Annotated in this window: 22 protein-coding genes and 1 pseudogene; 12 read left to right on the top strand and 11 right to left on the bottom strand. The window is 73.3% G+C overall.

What is annotated here, in order from left to right; all coding sequences use genetic code 11:
- The 3 genes and pseudogenes from IFT77_RS13565 to IFT77_RS13555 form a co-directional block, all read right to left on the bottom strand.
- Positions 1-470, bottom strand: a pseudogene (locus IFT77_RS13565) (hypothetical protein); the annotation flags it as partial.
- Between the two features lie 113 nt (positions 471-583).
- Positions 584-1159 carry a hypothetical protein gene (locus IFT77_RS13560; RefSeq protein ID WP_192170276.1) on the bottom strand — a complete coding sequence of 192 codons (576 nt, stop codon included), beginning with the start codon at positions 1157-1159 and terminating at the stop codon, positions 584-586.
- A gap of 93 nt (positions 1160-1252) precedes the next feature.
- Complete coding sequence (locus tag IFT77_RS13555) at positions 1253-1558, bottom strand: Dabb family protein (RefSeq protein ID WP_192042892.1); 306 nt, start codon at positions 1556-1558, stop codon at positions 1253-1255.
- 305 nt (positions 1559-1863) lie between these two features.
- Here IFT77_RS13555 and IFT77_RS13550 point away from each other — a divergent pair, with 305 nt between their 5' ends.
- The 4 genes from IFT77_RS13550 (at position 1864) to IFT77_RS13535 (ending at position 5118) form a co-directional block, all read left to right on the top strand.
- Entirely contained in the window at positions 1864-2328 is a 465-nt protein-coding gene (locus tag IFT77_RS13550) for a phage holin family protein (RefSeq protein ID WP_371741060.1), read from the top strand.
- Positions 2329-2419: 91 nt separating this feature from the next.
- Positions 2420-3211: an aquaporin Z gene (gene aqpZ / locus IFT77_RS13545; protein WP_192170275.1), complete on the top strand. Its 792-nt coding sequence runs from the start codon at positions 2420-2422 to the stop codon at positions 3209-3211.
- Positions 3212-3339: 128 nt separating this feature from the next.
- Positions 3340-3750: a hypothetical protein gene (locus IFT77_RS13540; RefSeq protein ID WP_192170274.1), complete on the top strand. Its 411-nt coding sequence runs from the start codon at positions 3340-3342 to the stop codon at positions 3748-3750.
- A 336-nt stretch (positions 3751-4086) separates the two neighbouring features.
- Positions 4087-5118, top strand: a complete 1032-nt coding sequence (locus IFT77_RS13535) for a hypothetical protein (protein WP_192042896.1) — start codon at positions 4087-4089, stop codon at positions 5116-5118.
- Between the two features lie 439 nt (positions 5119-5557).
- Here the strand turns inward: IFT77_RS13535 and IFT77_RS13530 are convergent, their stop codons facing one another.
- From IFT77_RS13530 to IFT77_RS13510, 5 genes are all read right to left on the bottom strand, one after another.
- The gene (locus tag IFT77_RS13530) at positions 5558-6403 is read right to left on the bottom strand and encodes an ATP-binding cassette domain-containing protein (RefSeq protein ID WP_192170273.1); all 846 of its coding nucleotides are present in this window, start codon (positions 6401-6403) and stop codon (positions 5558-5560) included.
- Positions 6400-7431, bottom strand: a complete 1032-nt coding sequence (locus tag IFT77_RS13525) for an iron chelate uptake ABC transporter family permease subunit (RefSeq protein WP_192170290.1) — start codon at positions 7429-7431, stop codon at positions 6400-6402. Before IFT77_RS13525 ends, IFT77_RS13530 begins: the two co-directional genes overlap by 4 nt.
- A gap of 95 nt (positions 7432-7526) precedes the next feature.
- Positions 7527-8573: a FecCD family ABC transporter permease gene (locus IFT77_RS13520; RefSeq protein ID WP_371741059.1), complete on the bottom strand. Its 1047-nt coding sequence runs from the start codon at positions 8571-8573 to the stop codon at positions 7527-7529.
- A gap of 36 nt (positions 8574-8609) precedes the next feature.
- Complete coding sequence (locus IFT77_RS13515) at positions 8610-9638, bottom strand: iron-siderophore ABC transporter substrate-binding protein (RefSeq protein WP_192170272.1); 1029 nt, start codon at positions 9636-9638, stop codon at positions 8610-8612.
- A gap of 338 nt (positions 9639-9976) precedes the next feature.
- Entirely contained in the window at positions 9977-12229 is a 2253-nt protein-coding gene (locus IFT77_RS13510) for a transketolase (RefSeq protein ID WP_192170271.1), read from the bottom strand.
- Positions 12230-12320: 91 nt separating this feature from the next.
- Here IFT77_RS13510 and IFT77_RS13505 point away from each other — a divergent pair, with 91 nt between their 5' ends.
- From IFT77_RS13505 to IFT77_RS13490, 4 genes are all read left to right on the top strand, one after another.
- Positions 12321-13481, top strand: coding sequence for an ROK family transcriptional regulator (locus tag IFT77_RS13505; RefSeq protein WP_192170288.1), 1161 nt, complete (start codon positions 12321-12323; stop codon positions 13479-13481).
- Between the two features lie 151 nt (positions 13482-13632).
- Entirely contained in the window at positions 13633-14103 is a 471-nt protein-coding gene (locus IFT77_RS13500) for a PTS sugar transporter subunit IIA (protein ID WP_192042900.1), read from the top strand.
- A 112-nt stretch (positions 14104-14215) separates the two neighbouring features.
- Positions 14216-14488, top strand: coding sequence for a PTS sugar transporter subunit IIB (locus IFT77_RS13495; protein ID WP_123548377.1), 273 nt, complete (start codon positions 14216-14218; stop codon positions 14486-14488).
- Positions 14489-14529: 41 nt separating this feature from the next.
- Positions 14530-16032 (top strand): PTS ascorbate transporter subunit IIC, encoded by a 1503-nt coding sequence (locus IFT77_RS13490; RefSeq protein ID WP_192042901.1) that lies wholly within the window; start codon positions 14530-14532, stop codon positions 16030-16032.
- Between the two features lie 337 nt (positions 16033-16369).
- On the opposite strand, the gene IFT77_RS13485 is transcribed toward IFT77_RS13490, so the two are convergent.
- Entirely contained in the window at positions 16370-17425 is a 1056-nt protein-coding gene (locus IFT77_RS13485; RefSeq protein WP_192170270.1) for a TerC/Alx family metal homeostasis membrane protein, read from the bottom strand.
- A gap of 187 nt (positions 17426-17612) precedes the next feature.
- Entirely contained in the window at positions 17613-18134 is a 522-nt protein-coding gene (locus IFT77_RS13480) for an SRPBCC family protein (RefSeq protein WP_192170269.1), read from the bottom strand.
- A gap of 219 nt (positions 18135-18353) precedes the next feature.
- Here IFT77_RS13480 and IFT77_RS13475 point away from each other — a divergent pair, with 219 nt between their 5' ends.
- The 3 genes from IFT77_RS13475 (at position 18354) to IFT77_RS17535 (ending at position 21432) form a co-directional block, all read left to right on the top strand.
- Complete coding sequence (locus IFT77_RS13475) at positions 18354-19277, top strand: PfkB family carbohydrate kinase (protein WP_192170268.1); 924 nt, start codon at positions 18354-18356, stop codon at positions 19275-19277.
- A 367-nt stretch (positions 19278-19644) separates the two neighbouring features.
- Entirely contained in the window at positions 19645-20274 is a 630-nt protein-coding gene (locus IFT77_RS13470) for a DUF1992 domain-containing protein (RefSeq protein ID WP_192042904.1), read from the top strand.
- A gap of 117 nt (positions 20275-20391) precedes the next feature.
- Entirely contained in the window at positions 20392-21432 is a 1041-nt protein-coding gene (locus tag IFT77_RS17535) for a C40 family peptidase (RefSeq protein ID WP_192170267.1), read from the top strand.
- A gap of 27 nt (positions 21433-21459) precedes the next feature.
- Here IFT77_RS17535 and IFT77_RS13460 read toward each other — a convergent pair whose 3' ends face one another.
- Positions 21460-23106 (bottom strand): SulP family inorganic anion transporter, encoded by a 1647-nt coding sequence (locus IFT77_RS13460; RefSeq protein ID WP_192170266.1) that lies wholly within the window; start codon positions 23104-23106, stop codon positions 21460-21462.
- Between the two features lie 100 nt (positions 23107-23206).
- Between IFT77_RS13460 and IFT77_RS13455 the strand changes: the two genes are divergently transcribed.
- Positions 23207-23620, top strand: coding sequence for a MerR family transcriptional regulator (locus IFT77_RS13455; RefSeq protein ID WP_192170287.1), 414 nt, complete (start codon positions 23207-23209; stop codon positions 23618-23620).
- The last annotated feature ends 15 nt before the right edge of the window (positions 23621-23635 follow it).

Below are 23635 nucleotides of genomic sequence, written 5' to 3'. Positions count from 1 at the left end.
TTGCTCTCGCCCGGGTCGATGCGGAAGTCGCTGAGCTCGACGACGGTGCCGTCGGCAGCGGTCAGGGACAGGCCGGAGCCGTCGTGGTCGATCTCGCCCTGGACGTAGGGGCGCACGTCGGACGAGGGGTCGTAGTAGTCGACGTTGCCGCCGGTGATGGGGAAGGAGAAGGTGCCCGTGGTGGCGTCGAAGCCGGCGGTGCCGACGACTCCGGGGGTGAGGCCGAGGCTGGTGAGGGCCTCGACGAAGGACGCGTCGACGGCGACCTGGGTGTCGACGCCCTTGCTGAGGTCGGGCAGCGACGCGACGGGCTCGGTCGACGCAGCGGACGACGAGGACGACGGGGCGGCGGAGGACGACGAGGTCGAGCCGGCGTCGGTGGAGGAGCAGGCGGCGAGGCTGAAGATGAGGGCGCCGGAGGCGACGATGCCGAAGGCGGACTTGGTGATGGTCTTGCGTGAGATGTTCACGATGGTTCTCCTTGTCTGTGGTTCCCGGTGGGGAGTTGACAGGGGTTCGCCACCCTCGCTGGATGAGTTTGGTGCGTTACCTGACCGTGACCTCGGCGGTCCGTCGGCTCCGGTCAGGAGTCGAGCAGGACGCGCATGGCCTCGGTGAGCACGCGGTTGCCGGCACGGAGCGCGGCGATCTCCGCCTCGAGGGCAGCGATCTCGCCGGTGCGGGGCGTCCGGGCGGGTGCGGCGACGGCGGTCGGAGCAGGAGGCGCGGGTCGAGTGGGGACGTCCGGCTCGGCGGCTGCGTCAGGGGCGCTCGGCTGCGGCTCCGACTGCGGCTGCTGCTCCTCTTCCCCATGCGCATCCGGCTCCGGCTCGACCTGCGGCCCCGCCGCGACGTCCGGCCCCGCGTCCGGATCCGCCTGGATGTCCGACTCCGGGTCGTGGTCCGCCTCGGGCGCCGGCGCAGGCTCGATCCGCGTCGTCACGACCTGCGAGAACTTGGGGCGGGGCTTCCGGGCCGGCTTCTCGGGCTCGGGTGCCGCCTCCTCGACCCAGGCGCGCAGCGTCTGCTGCGGGATGCCGAACTCGTCGGCGACCACCGTGAGCACGTTGCGGTCGCCCGGCTTCGTGGCCCTGCGCTCGAGGACCCGCGCGGTCGCCGCCTCGCGGGTGTCGTCGTCGTACCACTCGTCGTAGGGCATGCGCCGATTCTAGGGACGGCTGCGCCCCGGCGACGGCCGCCTCTCGGCACGGCCGCCCCTCGGCACGGCCGCACCGCCGGGGCCGGCCTCGCCCTACGCCGCGATGTCGAAGACGACGACCCGGGCGGCCGAGTCGCGCAGGAAGCCCGCGACCGGCAGGTGCTCGGGGTGCGGGAGGTACGCGTCGAGGGCGGCACGGTCGCGGAAGCGGACCACGAGCATCCAGTCGAAGCCTCCCTCGAGGCCCTCGCCGCTGACGGTGGGGCCGCTCGACACGGACAGCACGCCGTCGATGGTGGTCAGGTGCTCGTCCGACATCGTCGTCGCCCGGGCGGTCTCGTCGACCCCGTCGTTCCACTCCGCCAGCACCACGTGCAGCACCTCTGTCGTCTCGGCCATGTCGCGTTCCTCTCGTCGCCGACCGGCTCCCGGTCGCTCGTCCCAGCCTGGACCCCGAGGAGGCGCGGCGCCGGGAGCGCGGAGAGCTCGGGCACACAGAGAGCTCGGGCACACAGAGAGAGAGGAGCGACGCACCCGTGTCCGGACGCGGCTGGCCGGGGGGCGAGTCCCGGGCCGCGCGAAGCTGGGAGCCAGCCGGAGGCGCGTGACGGCAGGGGAGCGGGACACGACTTGATGGGGAGCCCTGCACCGCGCCTCCCCCGGGGAGCTGCGGGCGAGCAGGGCCGATACCAGGAGGAGCCCCCGTGGCCGAGAAGGACACCACCGACACCGGCGCAGCCGAGCCGCGCACCGAGGACGGCCGCACCGGAGCGCGCCTGCGCGACCAGCTGAGCAGCCGGGCCGACCAGCTGGGCAGCCGCGCGATCGAGCCGATCGTGAAGGCCGTGCGCGGCGAGATCGGCAAGGCGAAGGCCGAGGTCGCCGACCGTGCCCGGAGCGCGCGGACCGGACTGGTCCTCGTGGGGGTCGGCGCCGTGCTGGCCGTCGTCACCGTTGGGCTGCTCGCGGCCGTCGTCGTCGCGGTCCTCGCCGTGGCGCTGCCGCTTTGGGCCGCGACCCTCATCGCCTTCGCCGTGTTCGCGATCGCCGCGGCGGTCGTCGTCAAGGTCGGCGTCTCCGCCCTCGGACGCGGCGTGCCGCCGGTCCCCAAGGACACGATCGCCGGGCTCGCGTCGCGCGGCGACGAGTCCACCACCGGCCGCGACTGACCAGCCGTCCGCTCACACGCACCACCGCACCCGACTGCGCCACCGCACCGACCGCACCCGACCGCACCACGCACCCGAGAGAACCGCACCCATGGCACGTCAGACCCCCGTCAGCCGCTCGACATCGGAGCAGCGCACCCAGCACGCCGAGACCTGGTCGAGCGGCGCGCGCTACGCCTCCGAGGCGCTCGGCGCGTTCCTCCTCGTGCTCGGCGGCGTCGGCACCGCCGTGCTGGCCTCGTCGTTCCCCGACGACGGCAACGCCGTCGGGGTCGGGTTCCTCGGCGTCGCCCTCGCCTTCGGCCTGAGCGTGATGGGCGGCATCTACGCCGTCGGCCACATCTCGGGCGGCCACTTCAACCCCGCCGTCACGGTCGGCTTCGCGATCGCCGGACGCACCGAGTGGCGGCACGTGCCCGGCTACGTGGTGGCCCAGGTCGTCGGAGGCCTCGCCGGCGCGGGAGTCGTCGCCGCGGTCGTCGCCGACGGCCCCTCGGGTGCCTTCGCGGCCGCACGCGAGTCGGGCTTCGCCTCCAACGGGTTCGGTGCGCACTCGCCCGGCGGCTACGGCCTCGGCGCCGTGCTGCTGATCGAGGTCGTGCTCACCGCGGTCTTCGTCGGCGTGATCCTCTCCGTGACCGCGAAGAAGGAGTACGCCGCCCTGGCACCCGTCGCGATCGGCCTCACGCTGACCCTGATCCACCTGGTCAGCATCCCCGTGAGCAACACCTCGGTGAACCCCGCCCGCTCGATCGCCGCGGCCGTCGTCGCCGGGCCCGACGCGCTGGGCCAGGTCTGGGCGTTCATCGTCGCGCCCCTGGCCGGCGCGGTCGTCGCGGGAGTCGCCCACCGCCTCCTTCGCCGCCCTGCTCGCAAGGGCTGATCCGGGCCTACCATCCCGACGACGCCCACCCCGCACCGGACGCGCTCGGGGACGCACACCACTGACCACTCACCGCACGACACCCCGCGACACGACGCCCGCACCGCGGGCAGACCAGGAGACACCCCATGAGCGAGTCCTTCAGCGACAAGGCCAAGCGCGCCGCCAGCCGCGCCCTCGACGAGGCCGAGCGCCGGTACGCGGCCCCCGGCGGCCGGGACGGCGGCAGCGCCGGACCCGACAGCGACGGCCGCGGCGGAACCGGCGGGCTGAGCAGCACCGACCGGCTGCTGCAGAAGGCGAAGGAGGCGGCCTCCGAGGTGCTGGACCGCGCCCAGGACCGAGGCGAGCGGTTCGCCGACAAGGCCGGCCGGGCGACCTCGGACGTCGTCGACCGCACCGTCGGAGCGCTGGACACGGACGACGAGGGCACGGGGGTCGCGGCGTTCGTGCGCCGGAACGCGCGGCGTCGGCCCGTCGTCACGGTCGTGGCGGCCGTGCTCGTCGGGGTCGCCGTCGGCAAGACGATCAGCAGGTAGCCGGGCACCCGCAGGGGGCCGGGGGCTCGGCTGATCCAGGGCGCCGAGCCCCCGTGCGTGTCGACGACGGGTCGGGTCCGTCAGTCGAGCAGGGGCAGGCGGGGTCTGGGCCTGACGGGACAGATTTTTCCGCATCCTCCCTCTCGTGGCAAGACCCGGGAACGACGGATACGCATTGGTTCGTCACAGGACTTCCCAAGCGGCCGCAAATCAGTGACACTTGCTCAGAACCTTTCTCGATGCGACGGCGCACCCCTGCGCAGACGCCGTGATGGGGGGATCACCGTTCTGCCGCCCCTCACCCGGCGCGGCTCACTCTGAGAAAAAGGATCACCAGTGAAGCAGTCCCGCATCTTCTCCGTGGCCGTGGCGTCCGCCGCGGTCATCGGTTCCGTCGTCGCCGTCTCCGGCACGGCGAACGCCGCGTTCGACCCCGACGCGGCCGACCGCGTCACCACGAACGATCAGCTCGGCGTCGAGGGCGACACCTACCCCGCGACCGGCTGGTTCCTCGGCGACGTGGCGGCTCCCGCCGGCACGGTCACCTTCGACGGCGCGGGCCTCAACTCGACCTTCGGCAACGTGCAGGTGCTGAACGCGTACGACGCCCCGGCCAGCACCTTGACCGACCTCGTGCTCGACGCTGACTTCGTCTCGTTCGGCTCGGCCACCTTCCAGGTGCCCATCTTCGCCAACGGCACCGGCACCGGCACCGAGTTCACGACGCTCCGTCCCGTCGCCGTCGGCAACGAGGGCTTCACCGCCACGAGCCAGTGGGTCACCTCGCAGGCCCTCGGCACCTACGCCGCCGGCGCCGTCGCGACGCTCGCCGAGTTCCAGGCCCAGATCGACGCTATCGACGCCGCCGGCGACCCGGCTGCCGACGCGACGATCCTCGCCTACGGCTTCATCACGCCCAACCCCGCGTCGTCGTCGGTCCAGGCCGTCGCCTTCGGGACCGAGAGCACCTGGTTCACCCCCGAGCCCAGCGGCACCTACGTGCCCGCGACGCTCACCGTCTCGCAGGTCAGCACGACCGGCATCGCGGTCGAGGGCGCCGGGTTCTTCCCCGGTGAGACCCTGTCCGTGCTGTTCGCGAACGAGAACGCCCAGAGCTCGGGTGACCAGGACATCGTCCTGACCGCCGACGCCCAGGGTCGCATCGCCGCGAACATCGTCATCCCCGCCGACCAGCTCCAGGGCCCCGGCACCTACTTCATCACCCTGGTCGGCAACGACTCGGGCGTCCTGCTGCAGGGCACCGTGACGGTCACCGCCGACGCCGTCGTCGCACCCGTGCCCGTGCCCGCCGGCCCGACCGCCCCGGTCGCCGTGCCCGTGCGCGCGAACGCCGCGTTCACCGGCTAGTCAGCACCGCACCACCCGCACCACCTGCAGCATCTGCACCGCCTGGAGGGCCGTCCGACGAGAGATCGTCGGGCGGCCCTCCGTCGTTCGCGCCGCCGCCAGCAGGCGAAACACGTCGATGCAACACGGTGTGGTCCGCACATGCCGACAACGCCGTTCGCGAGAACGGGATCTCCAGGTGTTGCAGCCCACGTTCTCGCCCGGCCGTCGGCATCTGCGGGACGCGCCCGCGCCTCCTGCGGTCGGAATTCGCGCCGCCGGAATCGAGCCCGTAAAAGCCGACCTGAGCGCCTGCAATGACGGGATATCCAGGTGGTGCGGGCTGCGAGGGGGCCTGAAGGTCGGCATTTGCGGAGATGCGGACTTCCGGAGGCGCGGAACGGCCGGCAGAGGAGGCGAAGGAGGTGCGCGAGCGGCGGGCGGGACGCACCCGCGCCTCCTACGGCGTCGGCTCGGACGAGGACCCGCGGCGCACGGGCCCCTCGCCCACGACGTGGTGCCGTCCGAGCGGCAGCATCATCGGCGCGCCCGTCGTCGGGTCGTCGACCACCCGGCTGTCGAGGCCGAAGACGGCCCGGACGCAGTCCTCGGTGAGCACCTCGTGCGGCGTGCCCGCGGCGTGCACCCGCCCGTCGGCCAGGGCGACGAGGTGGTCGGCGTAGCGCGCGGCCAGGTTGAGGTCGTGCAGCACCATCACGACCGTGGTGCCGCGGCTGCGGTTCAGGTCGGTGAGCAGGTCGAGCACCTCGACCTGGTGGCTCACGTCGAGGAACGTCGTCGGCTCGTCGAGCAGCAGCACGTCGGTCTGCTGCGCCAGGGCCATCGCGATCCAGACGCGCTGGCGCTGGCCGCCCGAGAGCTCGTCGACCGAGCGGTCGGCGAGGCCGGTGGTCTCGGTGGCCTCGAGCGCCTCCGCGACGGCGAGGTCGTCGGCGGAGCTCCAGCGCGAGAGCAGGCCCTGGTGCGGGTGCCGCCCCCGGCCGACCAGGTCGGCGACGGTGATGCCCTCGGGCGCGACGGGCGACTGGGGGAGCAGGCCGAGGGTGCGGGCCAGCTGCCGCGCGGGCGTCCGGTGCACCTCGGCGCCGTCGAGCACGACCTGCCCGGCACGCGGCCGGAGCAGGCGCGACATCGAGCGCAGCAGCGTCGACTTGCCGCAGGCGTTCGCCCCCACGATCGCGGTGATGCGGCCGGGCGGCACGACGAGGTCGAGGTCGTCGACGACGACGCGGTCGCCGTAGCCGAGGGTGAGTCGTCGGGCGACGAGCGAGTGGTCGGTGGTCACAACGAGCCTCCGGCACGGTTGGTGCGGACGATGAGGTAGATCAGGTAGGGGGCGCCGAGCACCCCGGTGACGACGCCGACGGGGAACCGGGTGCCGAGCGCGAACTGCCCCACGACGTCGGCGACGAGCACCAGCAGCGCCCCGACGAGTGCCGACGGCACGAGCAGCGAGCCGTGCGGCCCGACGATCCGCGCCGCGATCGGGCCGGACAGGAAGGCCACGAACGCGATCGGCCCGCAGGCCGCGGTCGCGAACGAGATCAGGCCCACGGCCGCGAGGATGACGACCAGCCGCGTGCGGTCGACCCGCACCCCGAGGGCCGAGGCCGTGTCGTCGCCGAGCTGCGTGACCGAGAGGTCGCGCGAGCGCGAGAGCAGCACGGGCGTCAGCACGACGAGCGCGACCAGCACCGGGACGACCTGCGGCCAGCTCGTGCCGTTGAGGCTCCCTGTGAGCCAGCGCAGCGCCTCCTGCAGGTCCCACTGCGCCGCGCCCGACAGCACGTAGGCCGTCAGGCTGTCGAGCATCGCCGCGACGCCGATCCCGACGAGCACGAGTCGCGTGCCCGCGACGCCGCCCTTCTTCGACAGCAGCCAGACGAGCATCGCGACGGCGAGCCCGGCGACGATGGCGAAGGCCGAGACCTGCGCGTCGTCGAGCGAGAGGGTGACGATGGCGAACGCCGCGGCGGCGCTGGCGCCCGAGCTGATGCCGATGATGTCCGGGCTCGCGAGCGGGTTGCGGAGCATCGTCTGGAACGTCACGCCGCCGAGCCCGAAGCAGAGACCGGCGGCGATCGCGAGCACGGCCCGCGGCAGGCGCAGCCGGCCGACGGTGAAGGAGGCGCCGGGCACGTCCTGCCCGAGGACCACGCCGAGCACCTCGCCGGGCCCGTAGGCGGTGCGCCCGACCATGAGGGTCAGCACGAAGACGACGAGCACGGCGGCGGCCAGCAGGCCGATCACGGCACGACGGCGGCGGCCACGACGGGCGCGGCCGCGGGCGACGTCGGAGGCGACGCTCGCGATGCGGGCGGCACGGCCGTCGCGGGTGTCGCCCGCGTCGAGGTCGGTACCGGCAGCCGTCGAGGAGGCGCCCCTCGCGGAGCGCAGGTCGGCGCCGCTCACAGCGCCCTCAGCTTCGCGCGCCGGACGATCCAGATGAAGAAGGGGGCGCCGATCAGCGCCGTGACGATCCCCACGTCGATCTCGGCGGGCCGGGCGACGACCCGCCCGATGACGTCGGCGGCGGTGAGCAGCACCGCGCCCCCGACCGCCGAGAAGGGCAGCAGCCAGCGGTGGTCCACGCCGGTCAGCAGCCGGCAGGCGTGCGGCACGACGAGCCCGACGAAGCCGATCGGGCCCGTGACGGCGGTCGCCGCCCCGCAGAGCACCACGGCGCCGAGGGCCGACAGCCCGCGGACGACCGCGACGCGCTCGCCGAGGCCGGCCGCGAGCTCGTCGCCGAGTGCCAGCGAGTTCAGCGCCTTGGCCGAGAGCAGGCAGACCACGAGCCCGACGGCGAGGAACGGCAGCACCTGGCCGAGGCTCGCGAACGTGCCGCCGCCCACGCCGCCGATCTGCCACGAGCGGATGTTCGCCGAGATGTCGCCGCGGGGCAGCGCGACGGCGGTGATGAACGAGGCGAGCGCGGCCGAGGTCGCGGCCCCGGCCAGGGCCAGCTTGAGGGGCGTGGCGCCTCCTCGTCCCAGGGATCCGACCGTGTAGACGAACAGGGCCGTCGCGGCGGCACCGACGATCGCGACCCAGACGATGCTGGTCGCGGCGCTCAGGCCGAAGAACGCGAGGCCGGTGACGACCGCGAGGGAGGCGCCGGTCGTGACCCCGAGGATCCCCGGGTCGGCCAGCGGGTTGCGCGTCACCCCCTGCATCACGGCCCCGGCGACGGCGAGGGCGGCCCCGGCAGCGACGGCGAGCAGGGTGCGGGGGATCCGCTTCGCGACGGAGGCGCGGTCGAAGCCGTCGGTCGCACCTCCCAGGGCGGCGAGGACGTCGTCGACCGACACCGACCGCGAGCCGATGGTCAGCGAGAGCACCATCACCACGACGAGCACGCCCAGCAGCGCGAGCAGCCAGGCGGCACGGAGACGCCTCGGACGGCGCACGGCGGCGACGTCCGAGGCTGCCCCGGAGGTGGTGGTGACGGTCACGCTGGCGCTGACTGCTCTCGACGGCTCGGCTGGTGGCTACTTCTGCGACGCCTCGGCGAGGAGGTCGGCGTACTCGGCGAGGATCCACGAGATCGACAGGGGAGTCGGGTTCGCGGCCGTGCCCAGCGGGCCGGTGCTCGGCAGCGCGACGATCGCCTCGTTCGCGACGGCGGGCATCTGCGACAGGACGGGGTCGCCCTCGAGCGTCTGGACGAGCTCGTCGTCGCCGTACGTGACGATCACGTCGACGTCGTCGAACGTGTCGGCCGTCTCGGCGCTCTGCGTGAGCGAGAACAGGTCGGTCGAGTCGGACGCCTCCTGGATGCTCGCGGGCTGCTGCAGGCCGAGGTCGTCGAAGAACTGCACGCGGGTGTCGTGCGTCGTGTAGAAGCTGACCTCGCTGAGGTCGGTCGTGTCGACGTGCGTGAGGAACATCGCGGTGGAGTCGGTCAGCTCGGGGTGCGCGTCGGCGACCTCGGCGATCTCGCCCTCGAGGTCGGCGACGAGTTGCTCGCCCTCGGCGGCCATGCCCATGCCCTGGCTGTTGAACGCGATCATGTCGCGCCAGGAGGTGCCCCACGCGGTCTCGGGGTAGGCGACCACGGGAGCGATCTCGCTGAGCGTGTCGTAGTCCTCCTGCGTCAGGCCGGAGTAGGCGGCCAGGATCACGTCGGGCTCGGTGTCGGCCACGGCCTCGAAGTCGACGCCGTCGGTCTCGTCGAACAACACGGGGGCCTCGCCGCCGAGCTCCCCCAGCTTCTCGCTGACCCACGGCAGGATGCCGTCCCCGTCGTCGTCGCCGAAGTCCGCACGCGCCATGCCGACCGGGACGACGCCCAGCGCGAGGGGCACCTCCTGGTTGGCCCAGTTCACCGTGGCGATCCGCTCGGGCTTCTCGTCGATCGTCGTCGTGCCGAGCGCGTGCTCGATCGTGACGGGGGTGAAGTCGCCGGCGGCGCCGTCCGACCCGTCGGTGCCGGTGCCGGCTCCGGTCGAGCAGGCGGTCAGGCCGAGGGCGAGGACGGAGGCGGCGCTCAGGGCGAGGAGGCGCGAGGTGCGGGACATGGGGGCCTTCCGGAGGTGGGGCGAGGGGGTGCCTGTCGCAGGCGGCATGCTGCGGGCACGACGGATCGCCCGGTGTCGGGAGGGCACGCCGGGTGCGTGCCGCGTCGACGGACAGCCCCTCTCGCCGGTGCTGTCCGGTTCGGGGGCCCTCACGGGTGATCGCCGTGTTAGGTGTGCCTTACCTTATCCGGGGCGACCGGTGTCGGCAACCTCGTCACAGCCGCACATGCCGACCGGGAGGCCGGGAAGCCGCGCGACACGCCGCGTGTGGAGCTGCATCCCGGGCGTGTCCTGGCGCCACGGTCGGCATTTGCGGGGGAGTGGGCGAGGAGGCGGGGCTAGCGGGCGAGGACCTCGCGGGCGGCCGCGAGCACCGCGGCGTCGTCGACGCCGCGGAGGCGCAGCAGCTCCGGGCCCGAGCCTGACTCGCCGAACTCGTCGATGCCGACGCTGATGCCGTCGAGCCCCGCCCAGCGGCCCCACGGCTGCCGCGTGCCGGCCTCCACCGTGACCCGGGCCCGCAGCGACGGCGGCAGCACCTCGTCCCGGTATGCCCGGGGCTCCTGCTCGAACCACTCGAGGCACGGCAGCGACACGACGCGCACGTCGACGCCCTCGTCGGCGAGCAGCCGCGCGGTGCGGAGCGCGACCTGCACCTCGCTGCCCGTGGCGATGAGGGCCAGGTCTCCACCGCCTGCCTGCTGCCAGAGGACGTAACCGCCTCGGGGCGTTCCCTGCTCCGTGGCGTCGCCTCCCTCGAGGTCGGGCAGGGCCTGGCGCGAGAGGACGAGCGCGGTCGGCGCGACCGTCCGCTCCGAGCCCGCGGGCCGGTCGCCCGAGCCCGAGCCCGGGCCGGACACAGAGTCAGCACCAGAACCGGACCCCGAGCCGAGGAGGCGCCCCCACACCGCGACGACCTCCCGCGCGTCGGCGGGACGCACGACGTCGAGCCCCGGCACGGTCCGCAGCGACGCGACCTGCTCGACCGGCTGGTGCGTCGGCCCGTCCTCGCCGACGGCGACGGAGTCGTGCGTGTACACGTACAGCGCGGGCAGCTGCATCAGCGCCGCGAGGCGGATGCTCGGCCGCGCGTAGTCGCTGAACGCGAGGTAGGTCGAGCCGTAGGGGCGCCACAGCCCGTGCAGCGCGACGCCCGACAGGATCGCCGTCATCGCGTGCTCTCGGATGCCGAAGTGCACGAAGTCCCCGCCGGGCCGGTCGGCGCCGACGGCCTCGCCCGGGATCGCGACGTTCGTCGACGACGAGAGGTCGGCCGAGCCGCCCCAGAGCCGGGCGGCGTCGTGCACCGCGCTGAGCACGGCGCCCGAGGTGGTGCGCGTGGCGGCGCCGTCGTCGACCGCGACGGTCGCGAGGGCCGCGGCCACCGCCTCCTGGTCCACGCCCGCGGCGACCACGTCGCGCCGGTCGGCCGCGGCCGGGTGCTCGCGGCGCCAGGCGGCCTCGCGCTCGTCCCACTCGGCGTGCAGCCGGGCTCCGCGGTCGCGGGCGCCGAGCGCCCAGTCGCGCACGTCGTCGGCCAGCAGGTCGGACAAGGAGGCGCCCGCCGCGAACCCGAGGGAGGTCGCCACCGCCGCGACCTCGTCGTCGCCGAACCCGCCCGCGTGCGCCGCGGAGGTGCCGCCGCGCAGGGCGGAGGGGGCGCCGATCACGGAGCGGACGGCGACGAGCGTCGGGCGGCCGGCGCGACCGCCGCCTCCCGCGGACCCGTCGGCTCCTGCTCCGCCGGCGTCGCCGCCCTCGCGCTCAAGCGCCTGCTCGAGCGTCGAGCGCAGCGCGTCGAGGTCGGAGGCGTCGTCGACCTCGAGCACCCGCCAGCCGTAGGCGCGGTAGCGGGCCCGGACGTCCTCGCCGAAGGCGATGTCGGTGCCGCCGTCGATGGTGATGCGGTTGTCGTCCCAGATCAGCACCAGCTCCTCGAGGCCGAGGGTGCCGGCGAGGCTCGACGCCTCTCCCGAGACGCCCTCCTGCAGGCAGCCGTCGCCCGCGATCACCCAGGTCGTGCTGCGGAAGAGGCCGGTGCCCGCGCCGTGCAGCGCCTCGTCGCGACGGGCGGCGAGGGCGAGTCCGACGGCCGAGGCGACGCCCTGGCCCAGGGGGCCGGTGCTCATCTCGACGCCGGGCGTGTGGTGCAGCTCGGGGTGGCCGGGGGTGCGCGACCCGAGGGTGCGGCTGAGGGCGAGCTCGTCGAGGCCCAGGCCATAGCCGGTCAGCGCGAGCTGCACGTAGAGCAGCAGGCTGGCGTGGCCGGCCGAGAGCACGAGGCGGTCGCGGCCCGCCCACTCGGGGTCGGCGGGGTCGTGGCGGAGCACGTGCTGGAACAGCGTGTGCGCGAGGGGAGCCAGCGCCATCGCGGTGCCGGCGTGGCCGTGGCCCTTCGCCTGGACCACCTGCGCGGGGATCATGATCGCGGCGGCGACGGCACGGGCCTCGAGGGCGTCGGCCGCGTTGGCCTCGTCGGCCTCGGCCTCGGCGGCCGCGTCGCCGCTCGAGGCGGCCGGGGCCGCGGCATCGTCGGTCGCGGCCTCACGGCTAGTGTCTGTCGGGGGAGTCGAGGGGACGTCGTCGGCCATGGCCCCACTTTCGTCTACACCTAGACTGAAGTCAACCGAGCTCGGCCCGACGAGTCGACGCCCACCGATCGCAGAGGAGCGCAGCGTGGTGATGACCCCCAGGACGCCCTCCACCGGCTCCGGCGTCGTGCTCGACCTGATCCGCCGGGGCGAGGCGACGACCCGCAGCGACCTGATCGAGCAGCTCGGCTGGTCGCGGGTGACCCTGGCCCGACGGCTCGACGACCTGCTCGAGGCGGGCTTCATCGTCAGCGCCGGCCAGCTCAGCAGCAGCGGCGGCCGCCCGCCCGAGGAGTTCGCGGTCGCCGCGGACGCGGGCGTGATCCTGGCCATCGACATCGGCGGCTCGCACACCCGCGTCGGCGTGACCGACCTCGTCTCGACCGTGCTCAGCGAGGACGAGGCCGACATCGGCCTGCACGACGGCCCCGACGAGATCTTCTCCTGGGCGATCCAGGTCTTCGACTTCCTCCTCGCCGACCTCGGCCGCAGCCGCGCCGACGTGCGGGCGATCGGCGTCGGCGTGCCCGGGCCGGTCGACGCGGTCACCGGCCGGCTCGGCAGCCCGCAGCTCGACCCCCGGTGGGAGGAGGTGCGGGTCGACGACTACTTCGCCGGCTTCGACGCCGTCTTCGCCGTCGACCGCGACGTCAACATCCTCGCCGTGGGCGAGTCCCGCCTCAGCTGGCCCGAGTACTCGCACCTCACCGTCGTCAAGGTCGGCATGGGCGTCGGCTGCGCCTTCGTGCTCGACGGGCACGTGTACCGAGGGGCCCGAGGAGGCGCGGGCCAGCTGAGCGCACCGCGCGCCTCCCACGAGCCGCTCCACCGCCTCGAGCTGGAGGCGAGCGGCGCGACCATCCGCAGCGCCCTCCGCGACGCCGGGCACGACGTGGCCACCAGCGCCGACATCGTCGCCGCCGCGCGGGCCCACGACCCGCTCGTGCTCGAGCAGCTGCACGCCGTGGGCACCCGCATCGGCGAGGCGCTCGCCGACGTCGTGGGGCTGCTCAACCCGCAGGCCGTGATCGTCGGGGGCAACCTCGCCGAGACGGGCGAGCGTCTCGTCGCGGGCATCCGGTCGGCGCTGCTCACGGGCACGCACGACTTCTCGCGCCGCGGCCTCGTCGTCGAGCGCGCCCGGCTGGGCGACAAGGCCGGGGTGCGCGGCGCCTCCCTCATGGCGCAGGACGAGCTCTTCGACGTGGCCCGCGTGAGCGCCGCGACGAGCCGGCGCGCCCCGGGCGCGTAGCCCGCGCCTCCTGCGCCGCCGACTTTGGAACACGAGTGGTCAAAAGGCTCGATCCGAGCTAGAGTCGGGGCGCGCCCGTCGACACCTGTCGGGTGACCCTGCTCGCGTGAGCAGGCACGCGCCCCGCGGCGCCGAGCGAAGGAGCCCGCCCATGACCGTCGACCTGGCAGAAGAACTCTCCGTCGAGGCCGTGACCACCGCGGCGCACGCCGCCGACTGGCGCGAGGCGATCCGCCTCGCCGGCGCCGGCCTCGTCGCCTCGGGCGCCACCACCGACGCCTACACGGACGAGATGATCGCGGCGGTCGACGAGCTCGGCCCCTACATCGTCATCGCCCCCGGCCTCGCGCTCGCCCACAGCCGGCCGTCGCCCGCCGTCACGCGCACCGGCCTCTCGTGGGTCGGCCTCGCCGAGCCCGTCGCCTTCGGCCACAAGACGAACGACCCGGTCGACCTCGTCATCGGCCTCGCCGCGCTCGACCACGACGGCCACATCGAGGTCATGTCGGCGCTCGCCGGCGTGCTCGCCGACGACGAGGGCCTCGCCCGCCTCCGTGCCGCGCAGACGCCCGACGAGGTGCTCGCCACGCTGCACGAGCTCGCGCAGGCCGCGGCCGTCTAGCCGACCGGCCTCCCGAGGCCGACGCGACCCGCGCCTCCTCGGGGCGGGCTCCGCACCACGACCCCACGAACACCCGAACACCAGCACTCGACCCCCCGGAAGGGACAGCACCATGAAGATCATCACCGTCTGCGGCATGGGCATCGGCACCTCGGTGCTGCTCAAGATGAACGCCGAGAAGGCGCTCCGCGCGCTCGACATCGACGCCGACGTGGAGGCCGCTGACATCGGCACCGCCCGCGGCGCCGCCCGCACCGCCGAGCTCGTGCTCACCAGCGAGGACCTCGTCGAGGAGCTCGGCCAGGTCCCCGCGAAGGTCGTCGTCATCGACAACTTCACGAACGTCGCCGAGATCCAGCAGAAGATCCAGGACTCGATCGCCTGACCCCCGGTCAGCCGAGCGAGAGAAAGAACTAAGGAGTCCCAATGGAGTGGCTGGTCGTCGTACTCGACTTCATCGGCAAGCAGATCCTCAACGTGCCTGCTTACCTGATCGGCATCATCACGGCGATCGGACTGATCGCCCTGCGTCGCAACGCCGGACAGGTCGTGGGAGGCGCGCTCAAGGCGGCCATCGGCTTCCTGATCCTGGGGGCGGGCGCCACCGTCGTCACGGGGGCGCTCGACCCGCTGGGCACGCTGATCCTCGCGGTCACCGGCGCCCAGGGCGTCATCCCCACCAACGAGGTCATCGCGGCCGTCGCGCAGGAGCAGTACGGCGCGCAGAGCGCCTACGTGCTCGTGCTGGGCTTCCTCGTGATGCTCGCGCTCGCGCGCTTCACGCCGCTGAAGTACATCTTCCTCACCGGGCACCACATGGTGTTCATGTCGGTGCTGCTCACCGTCGTGCTGTCGGTCGGCCTCGGCGACGGCCTCAGCTGGCTCACCGTCCTGCTCGGCGCCGTGCTGCTCGGCGTGATCATGGTCGTCATGCCCGCGTTCGCGCAGCCCTTCATGAAGAAGATCACCGGTGACGACTCGATCGCCATCGGCCACTTCGGCACCCTCGGCTACGTCGCGGCGGCCTCGGCCGGCATCGCGGTGGGCACGAAGAGCAAGTCGACCGAGGAGATCAAGTTCCCTCAGGGCCTCAAGTTCCTGCGCGACTCGATGGTCGCCACGAGCCTCTCGATGGTGCTGATCTACCTGGTCTTCACGATCTGGGGCCTGATCAGCCTGCCGCAGGCCGAGGCGTTCGAGATCTTCGGGGTCACCGACGCGGGAGCGTTCATCATGGCCGGCTTCGCCCAGGCGCTGCAGTTCGGCGTCGGCGTCGCGATCATCCTCTACGGCGTGCGCACCGTGCTCGGCGAGCTCGTCCCCGCGTTCCAGGGCATCGCCGAGAAGGTCGTGCCGGGCGCCAAGCCCGCGCTCGACATCCCGCTGGTGTTCCCGTACGGCGCGAACGCCGTGCTGATCGGGTTCCTCTCGTCGTTCGCCGGCGGCCTCGTCGCCCTGGGCGTGCTCGCCGCGTGGCTGAACCCGGTGTTCGGCCTCGCGCTGATCCTGCCCGGCATGGTGCCCCACTTCTTCACCGGTGGTGGAGCGGGCGTCTTCGGCAACGCGACCGGCGGACGCCGCGGCGCGATGGTCGGCGGCTTCGTCAACGGCCTGATCATCACGTTCCTGCCCGCGATCCTGCTGCTCGTGCTCGGCAACCTCGGCTTCGCGAACAGCACGTTCGGCGACGCGGACTTCGGCTGGTTCGGCACGCTGATCGGCGCCAGCTTCCTCGGCAGCCCGATGGTGGGCGTGATCCTCAGCCTCGTCATCGGTGCGGCCCTCGTCATCGGCGCCTCGATCTACCAGATCAAGCTCGTCGACGGCGGCTGGGTGCCCGGCGCGAAGCGCGACGAGCGCCTCGCGGCCGAGAAGGCCGAGTCGGACGCCGCGGCGAAGCGCGCCAAGGAGGCGGCAGCCACGTCATGAGCCCGAGCCCCGCGCGCTGCTGCTGAGGCAGGGTGCGCGGGGCAGGTGCGCGCAGGAGGCGCGGTGTCGGTCTGACCGGCACCGCGCCTCCTTCGTCTGTGCCTGTTCCTGTGTCTGCGTCTGCGTCTGCACGCATCTGCACTGCACCCGAGCGGCGGGACACCCCGTTGTGGACGAAACACCTCTTCGTTTCGGGGTGCTCGGTCCACGACGAGGTGTTCCGCGGGGGCATGGCCGCAGGAGGCGGCGGCCCGGGAACGGCAGAGCGCCGCGTCCCCGAGACGGGGACGCAGCGCTCTGCGGCGGTGCGGTGCGAGGAGGAGACGAGCGGTGCGGGCTAGTGCGCCGCGCTGTCGTCCTTCTTCGAGGCGGCCGAGCCGTGCGCGTGCGTGATCGGCTCGCCCTCGATCTTGTCGCGCTTCTTCTTCTCGGCGTCGCCGCGGGTCTTGGCGAGGCTCGCCACGGTCGCGACCGTGATCGTCGCGCCGATGAAGAGCAGCGACAGCCAGATCGGGATCTCGGGCACCCAGAGCAGCGGCTCGCCGCCGTTGATGAAGGGCACCTCGTTGACGTGCAGGGCGTGGAAGACGAGCTTGACGCCGATGAAGGCCAGGATGACCGCGAGGCCCTGCGACAGGTAGACGAGGCGCTCGAGCAGGCCGCCGATCAGGAAGTACAGCTGACGCAGGCCCATCAGCGCGAACGCGTTCGCCGTGAAGACGATGTACGCCTCGTTGGTGAGGCCGTAGATCGCGGGGATCGAGTCGAGCGCGAAGACGAGGTCGACGAAGCCGATCGCGATGACGCAGAGCAGCAGCGGGGTGACGAAGCGCTTGCCCGAGACCTTGACGGTGAACTTGTCGCCGTTGAAGTCGTCGTGCACCGGCAAGACGCGGCGGGCGACGCGCACGAACATGTTGTCGGCCGCGTTGCCGCCGTGGTCGCCCTTGAGCTGCTGGTAGGCCAGCACGAAGAGCAGGGCGCCGAAGATGTAGAAGACCCACGAGAAGTTCTCGATCAGCGCGGCGCCGGCGGCGATGAAGCCGGCGCGCATGATGAGGGCGATGACGATGCCGATCATCAGCACCTTCTGCTGGTACATCCGCGGGATGGCGAAGCCGGTCATGATCAGCAGGAACACGAAGAGGTTGTCGATCGACAGCGCCTTCTCGGTGAGGTAGCCGGCGAAGTACTCGCCGCCGAAGCCCCAGCCGCTCGTGAAGCCGATGCCGACGCCGAAGAGCAGCGCGAGGCCGATGTAGAAGGCCGACCAGCGAGCGGACTCGCCGATCGTGGGCTCGTGCGGCTTGCGCACGTGCGTGAAGAACTCGTAGACGAAGAAGGCGATCGTCACACCGATGGTGATGAGCCAGGTGGTCAGGGTGATGTTCACGGGAGGTCTCTCCGCAGAGGTCGGGCTGTGAGGCAGCGGGCCCTGCGCACGCGCGGCGAAGGGGGTCTGATCGACGGTAAGTCGATCGGCGCTGTCAGCGTGCCCCCAAGCTGCCCCGACACTGCTGTGAAGCTGCGGTCGCTGCAAGCTTCAGGCGGTAGGGCGGGCGGTGAGGGCCTGACCCGATTCAGGCGGTGGGAGCCTGGTCCGAGGAGGCGGCGACCCGGTCGATCTCGGCGGTCACGCCCCCGAGGACCTTCGTCATGTACGGCCCCCAGAGCAGCCGGACCACGGCACGCACCAGCAGCCCACGCCCGGGCTTCGCGTCGAACGAGTACTGCCAGCAGATGCGGGTGCCGGAGCCCTCCTCGTCCTGGCGGTCGAGGGGCTCGTACCACCACTCGGCGCGGCCGCGCTCGACGAGCGAGCGGAGCGGACCACGGAAGTCGGTCAGCTCGTAGACGAACAGCGCCGGACGGGCCACGGTCACGAGCGTCTCGACCAGCCGGCCGCCGCCGGAGAGCTCGAGGCGGCGGGTCTGGCCCGGGGCGTCCCAGGGGCCGGTCTGTCCGTGGACGGCGACGACGGCAGGCAGGGGGCCGGAGCGCGGGTAGAACCCGACCGGCGTCATCGGGGTCCCGATCTCCCACGCCCGCTCGAGGGACGCCGTCGTCACTCCCTCGCGGATCGCGCTCGCTGTGGTGGTCATGAGGATGGTTCGGAGTCACCCGCTCGGGGGACTGGTCGGCCTGCGGGCGCTGCCCCGCGCCTCCTCGGCTCGGCCTGCGGGGCCGCCGCGCACCTCCTCTGCCGGGGTCTCCGCCATCACAGAGCCGCCCGGGAGACTGCTGGGAGCCGCGCACCGCACCACGTGGTTCGTTCTGCCTGTCAGCCGTCGCACCCGCGGGGCCCCACAGAACGGACCACCATGGCAGGCCGAGTCGCCGTCTTCGCCCCCTCTCCCGTGCTCACGGTCACCGTCGAGGACCACGGCTCCAGCGCCGACGTGCACGTGCACGCAGGTGGGCAGGGCCTCTGGCAGGCGCGGATGCTGCAGACCCTCGGCGCCGAGGTCGTCGTGGTCGCCGCGCTCGTCGGCGAGACGGGCGCGGTCGTCGGGCACCTCTGCGACGACGAGGGCGTGCCGCTGCTGTCGGTCCGCCGCGAGGGCCGGGGCGCGGCCTACGTCCACGACCGCCGCGACGGCGAGCGGGACGAGCTCGTCGAGACCCCCGGCGACGCGCTCAGTCGGCACGACCTCGACGAGCTGTACGGACTCGCCCTGCGGGCCGGGCTCGAGTCCGACGTCACGGTGCTCAGCGGCCCGTCCGGCGACGACACCCTGCCCGTCGACGTCTACCGGCGTCTCGCCGCCGACCTGCGGGCCGTCGACCGCGTCGTCGTCGCGGACCTCGCCGGCGAGCGGCTGGAGGCGGTGCTCGAGGGCGGCGTCGACGTGCTCAAGGTCAGCGACCAGGAGCTGCTCGCCGACGAGCTGATCACCGAGAGCACCCCCGAGCAGATCGTCGAGGCGATGCGCGACCTGCGGCTGCGCGGGGCGTCGTCGGTCGTCGTCACCTGCTCGGACCTGCCCACCTTCGTGCTCGACGGGCCCGGCGCACGCGTGTTCGAGGTGAGCGTGCCGTCGATGCAGGTCGTCGACACCCGCGGCGCGGGCGACTCGCTCACGGCCGGCGTCGCCGCCGTGCTCGCCGCGGGCGGCGGACTGGAGGAGGCGGTGGTCACGGGCACCGCGGCCGGCGCGCTGAACGTGACCCGCCACGGGCTGGGCTCGGGCGACCCGGACGCGATCGCGGCGCTGCGTGCGGTCGTGAGCGTGCGCGACCTGTAGCTCGCCTCCGGCCGGCTCGGCCGGGCTCGGCTCCGCCCGACCCGGCTCCGCCCGACCCGGCTCCGCCCGACCCGGCTCCGCCCGACCCGGCTCCGCAAATGCCGACCGGGGACGCCCTCGGCGCCTCGTGATACCCAGATATCCCTGCATTGCAGGCCCTGCGGTCGGCATTTGCGACCGAGAGCGACCCGCACGGCTCCGGCCGGCTCCGCTCGACTCGGCTCCGCAAATGCCGACCGGGGACGCCCTCGGCGCCTCGTGATACCCGGATATCCCTGCATTGCAGGCCCTGCGGTCGGCATTTGCGGGCCGGGGTGACCCCGAGCAGCCTGGGACCGCTCGGCAGGCGCGGCGTACCCTCGACGGCATGTCAGCGGAGGAGGGCGCCCCGGCGGCCCGGGACGACCCGGCACGCAGCGACCCGCGCCGCAGCGACCCGCGCGTCGCCGCCGCCCGCTACCGGGCCGAGGGCGAGCGCCCGCCCGACGACGCCCCGCGCGACACCCGCACCGCCGCCGAGATGCGCGCCTGGGCCCGCACCGCGATCGATCTTGCGGTGCAGCGCGGCGAGTTCGACGACCTGCCCCTCGCAGGCAAGCCGCTGCCCGGCCTCGCCGGCGGCACGGTCGACCCGGACTGGTGGATCCGCGGCCTGATCGAGAGGGAGGGGCTCACCGGCCTGGCGCCTCCTGCGCTCTCGCTCCGCACCGAGCACCAGCAGCTCGACGACGTGCTCGACGGCCTCGGCACCGAGGCCGCGGTGCGCGCGCACCTCGACGACTTCAACTCCCGGATCGTGGAGGCGCGGCGCCAGCTGACCGGCGGACCTCCCGTCGTGACGCCCACCCGCGACGTCGACGACGAGCTGAGGAGGTGGCGCGAGCGCCGCGAGGACCGTCGAGCGGCCCGCGCCGCGGCGGTCCCGCCTGCCTCGCCGACCTGGCGCGAACGGCGCGCGCTGCGCCGTGAGCTGAGGAGGCGACAGCGCGACGGGTGAGACGGCTCACCCGCCGCCGCTGACCCGGATGAACCTGGGAGCGGACTCGGCTCGGGGGACGAACCGCGATACAGTCGAACGTTCCCTCCTGACCGACCTACCGTGAGGACCGCCCGCGTGACGACCACCGCCTCCCCGAGCCCGTCAGGTCACGACGCGCACGGACGAGGCGGAGAGGCTGCCCCGCTGCTGCGTCCCCGAGGTCGTCGTCGTGCCGAGGCCGCCGTGCTGCCGCAGAGCTGCCGGGCCTCGTTCGTGCAGCCCGAGGCGCTCGTCGACGCGTCCGTCGCCGCCGCCGAGGCCGCCGTCGTGACGGTGCCCGGGCTGAGCGGCCGACGCGCGGCCCGCGCCGCGCTGTCGGCCCGCGCCGAGCGTCGCGGGCTGCTCGCGCTGGCCCGACGGGACGCGCGTGCCGGCCGGTCGTCGTCCGCCGGGGCCCCGGCCTCGCCTGCAGCGGCCTCACCTGCTCCCGTCTCGCGCCGGCTCGTCGCCGTCGTCAAGAAGGTCTCCGTCGTCGCGGCGCTCGTGGGCTTCGCCGCGAGCGGCACGCTGCCGCTCGTCGCCGGCTCCGACCAGGAGGCGCAGGCCGCGGCCGGCGGCTCGGGCTTCTCCGCCGCCGCTTCCGCGAGCGGCCAGCAGCACCTCTCCGTCGACGCGGCGGTCGTCCTGGACGACGTCGAGCGCGACGAGTACTCCGCGACGTCGATGGTCGACGCTCAGACGCAGCTGCTCCGCAACGCGAAGGCGGCGACCTCGAGCGAGTGGGACGGCCGGACCACCGCCTCCTACCTGGCCGACCCGCTCTACGACACCCTCGACCGCGACCAGGTGCTCGCCGTCGCGATGCAGTACATCGGCACGCCCTACGTGCACGGCGGCGAAGACCCGACCGCGTTCGACTGCTCGGGCCTGATCACGTTCGTGTACGCCCAGTTCGGCATCGAGCTGACGCACTACGTGCCCACGCAGGACACGGAGGGCACGCGGGTCTCGGCCGCCGACGCGGTGCCGGGCGATCTCGTCGTCTTCGACAACCTCGCCCACGACGGCATCTACGCGGGCAACGGGATGATCCTCGACGCACCGAAGCCCGGTGGGTTCGTCAGCGTGCGGCCCATCTGGGACTCGCCGCACCACTTCGTGCGCATCGGCGCGTAGCGCGCCGCCGCGCGGCCCGCAGCGCGCTCAGCCGCCTAGCTGCCCCGTGAGGCGCCCGTGGAACGAGCCGCTGCGCTCGTCGAGGCCGACGAACTCGACGGCGAGGCCGTGCGCCGCGAACTTCGTCCCGACCGAGTCGAGGGCGGCGACGCTCGAGGCGTCCCACACGGAGGCGCGGCTCAGGTCGACGAGGACGGTCGCTTCTGGACGCGCCGTGCGCCGCGCCTCCTCGCCGTCGGGTGACGCTGTCGTGCTGACGCCGGTGACCTCGAGCGACTCGGCGTGCGTGTGGGCGCCGGCGACCCCCGAGGACTCGGCGAGCAGCGCGTCGTCCGCGTACGAGAAGTGCTCGACGAGGTCGTTGCTGCTGCCGAAGAAGAGCGGGCCGACGACGTCGTAGCGGACGCGGGCGCTGTCGCCGGCAGCCGGCTCGACGGTCCGCTCGACCCGGATGACGTGCGCGATGCGCCGGGCGAACAGCACCATGGCGAGCAGCACGCCGACGGCGACCCCGATCGCGAGGTTGTTCGTCGCGACGACGACCCCCACCGTGACCACCATGACCAGTGTCTCCGGCACGGGCATGCGCCTCAGCGTCGACGGCCGGACGCTGTGCCAGTCGACGGTCGTGATCGCGACCACCATCATCACGGCGGCGAGGGCGACCATCGGGATCCGCGCCATCACCGAGCTGAGCCCGGTGACCAGCAGCAGCAGGAACAGCCCGGCGGCGAGCGTCGAGACCCGCGTCCGTGCGCGGCCGATCTTCACGTTGACGACGGTCTGGCCGATCATGGCGCAGCCCGCGATGCCGCCGTAGGCGCCCGCGGCGATGTTCGCGACGCCGAGGGCCCACGACTCCTTGCCCTTGTGCGAGGGCGTCTCCGTGATGTCGTCGACGAGCTTCGCGGTGAGCAGCGTCTCCATCAGGCCGACGAACGCGACGCTGAGCGCGGTGGGCAGGATGATGCCGAGGGTCTCCGGGCTGAGGGGCACCAGCCACGGGGTGAGTCCCGGCAGGCCGCCTCCCATCGGTCCTTCGTCGCCGACGGTGTGCACGTCGGTCAGGCCTGCCGCCACGACGATGACGGTCACGACCACGATCGCCACGAGCGGCGCCGGGACGACGGTCGTGAACCGCGGCAGCAGGACGACGATCGCGATGGTCAGGGCGAAGAGCGGGTAGACGATCCACGGCACGTCGATCAGGTGCGGCACCTGCGCGACGAAGATCAGGATGCCGAGCGCGTTGACGAAGCCGATCATCACCGAGCGCGGGATGAACCGCATGAGGCGGGCGAGGCCGGCGGTGCCGAAGACGATCTGGATGACGCCGGCCAGCAGCACGGTCGGCAGCACGTACTCGACGCCGTGGGTGCGCACGAGCGGCGCGATCACGAGGGCGACCGAGCCCGCTGCGGCGGTCACCATCGCGGGCCTGCCGCCGAGCAGCGACATCACCACGGCGAGCACGACCGACGCGACCAGGCTGACCATCGGGTCGACGCCGGCGATGACCGAGAACGAGATCACCTCGGGCACGAGGGCGAGGGTGGTGACGATGCCGGCCAGCGCCTCCCGGGTGAGGAGGCGCGGCGAGCGGAGCACCGCGCGCACGCTGTCGTCGGGACGAGCGGGCGCGACGGCGCGGGGCTGGGGGGTATCGGCGGTCACGGCGTGCTCCGGGTGGGGGTGGTGGGAAGATCGGGGGACCGGCGACACTGCCGTGTGATCAACCCTACCCTCACGTGAGGGTAGAGATGGGCCAGTGACGATGACGGACGTCGACGCACCGATGATGCAGATCGGCGAGCTCGCCGACCGTGCCGAGATGTCGCTGCGCACGATCCGGCACTACGACGAGGTCGGGCTGCTCACCCCCTCAGGCCGCAGCGAGGGCGGGTTCCGCCTCTACACGGACGCCGACTTCTCGCGGCTGATGGTGATCCGGCGCATGAAGCCGCTGGGCTTCTCGCTCGACGAGATGGCCGAGCTGCTGCGCGTCGTCGACGCCCTGGGGGCGGCGGAAGCCGACAGCGCCGACAGCGCCGAGAGCGGAGGAGGCGCGGTGGACGACACCCGCGCCCGTCTCGACGCCTTCATCGCCGACGCCGCCGAGCGCCGGGCCCGGCTCGAGCGGCAGCTCGCCATGGCCGACGAGTTCCTGGAGTTGCTGCGCAGCCGCTGACGCGGTCCTGCGGGC

It is taken from the genome of Frigoribacterium sp. CFBP 13729 (assembly GCF_014841875.1).
GTDB lineage: Bacteria > Actinomycetota > Actinomycetes > Actinomycetales > Microbacteriaceae > Frigoribacterium.
This window is presented reverse-complemented; position numbering and strand designations above follow the sequence as displayed.

Coding starts and splice junctions, on each gene's coding strand:
- IFT77_RS13560 (WP_192170276.1), bottom strand. CDS start 1,159: ATGCCCTACGACGAGTGGTACGACGACGACACCCGCGAGGCGGCGACC.
- IFT77_RS13555 (WP_192042892.1), bottom strand. CDS start 1,558: ATGGCCGAGACGACAGAGGTGCTGCACGTGGTGCTGGCGGAGTGGAAC.
- aqpZ (WP_192170275.1), top strand. CDS start 2,420: ATGGCACGTCAGACCCCCGTCAGCCGCTCGACATCGGAGCAGCGCACC.
- IFT77_RS13540 (WP_192170274.1), top strand. CDS start 3,340: ATGAGCGAGTCCTTCAGCGACAAGGCCAAGCGCGCCGCCAGCCGCGCC.
- IFT77_RS13515 (WP_192170272.1), bottom strand. CDS start 9,638: ATGTCCCGCACCTCGCGCCTCCTCGCCCTGAGCGCCGCCTCCGTCCTC.
- IFT77_RS13510 (WP_192170271.1), bottom strand. CDS start 12,229: ATGGCCGACGACGTCCCCTCGACTCCCCCGACAGACACTAGCCGTGAG.
- IFT77_RS13505 (WP_192170288.1), top strand. CDS start 12,321: ATGACCCCCAGGACGCCCTCCACCGGCTCCGGCGTCGTGCTCGACCTG.
- IFT77_RS13500 (WP_192042900.1), top strand. CDS start 13,633: ATGACCGTCGACCTGGCAGAAGAACTCTCCGTCGAGGCCGTGACCACC.
- IFT77_RS13495 (WP_123548377.1), top strand. CDS start 14,216: ATGAAGATCATCACCGTCTGCGGCATGGGCATCGGCACCTCGGTGCTG.
- IFT77_RS13490 (WP_192042901.1), top strand. CDS start 14,530: ATGGAGTGGCTGGTCGTCGTACTCGACTTCATCGGCAAGCAGATCCTC.
- IFT77_RS13480 (WP_192170269.1), bottom strand. CDS start 18,134: ATGACCACCACAGCGAGCGCGATCCGCGAGGGAGTGACGACGGCGTCC.
- IFT77_RS13475 (WP_192170268.1), top strand. CDS start 18,354: ATGGCAGGCCGAGTCGCCGTCTTCGCCCCCTCTCCCGTGCTCACGGTC.
- IFT77_RS13470 (WP_192042904.1), top strand. CDS start 19,645: ATGTCAGCGGAGGAGGGCGCCCCGGCGGCCCGGGACGACCCGGCACGC.
- IFT77_RS13455 (WP_192170287.1), top strand. CDS start 23,207: ATGACGGACGTCGACGCACCGATGATGCAGATCGGCGAGCTCGCCGAC.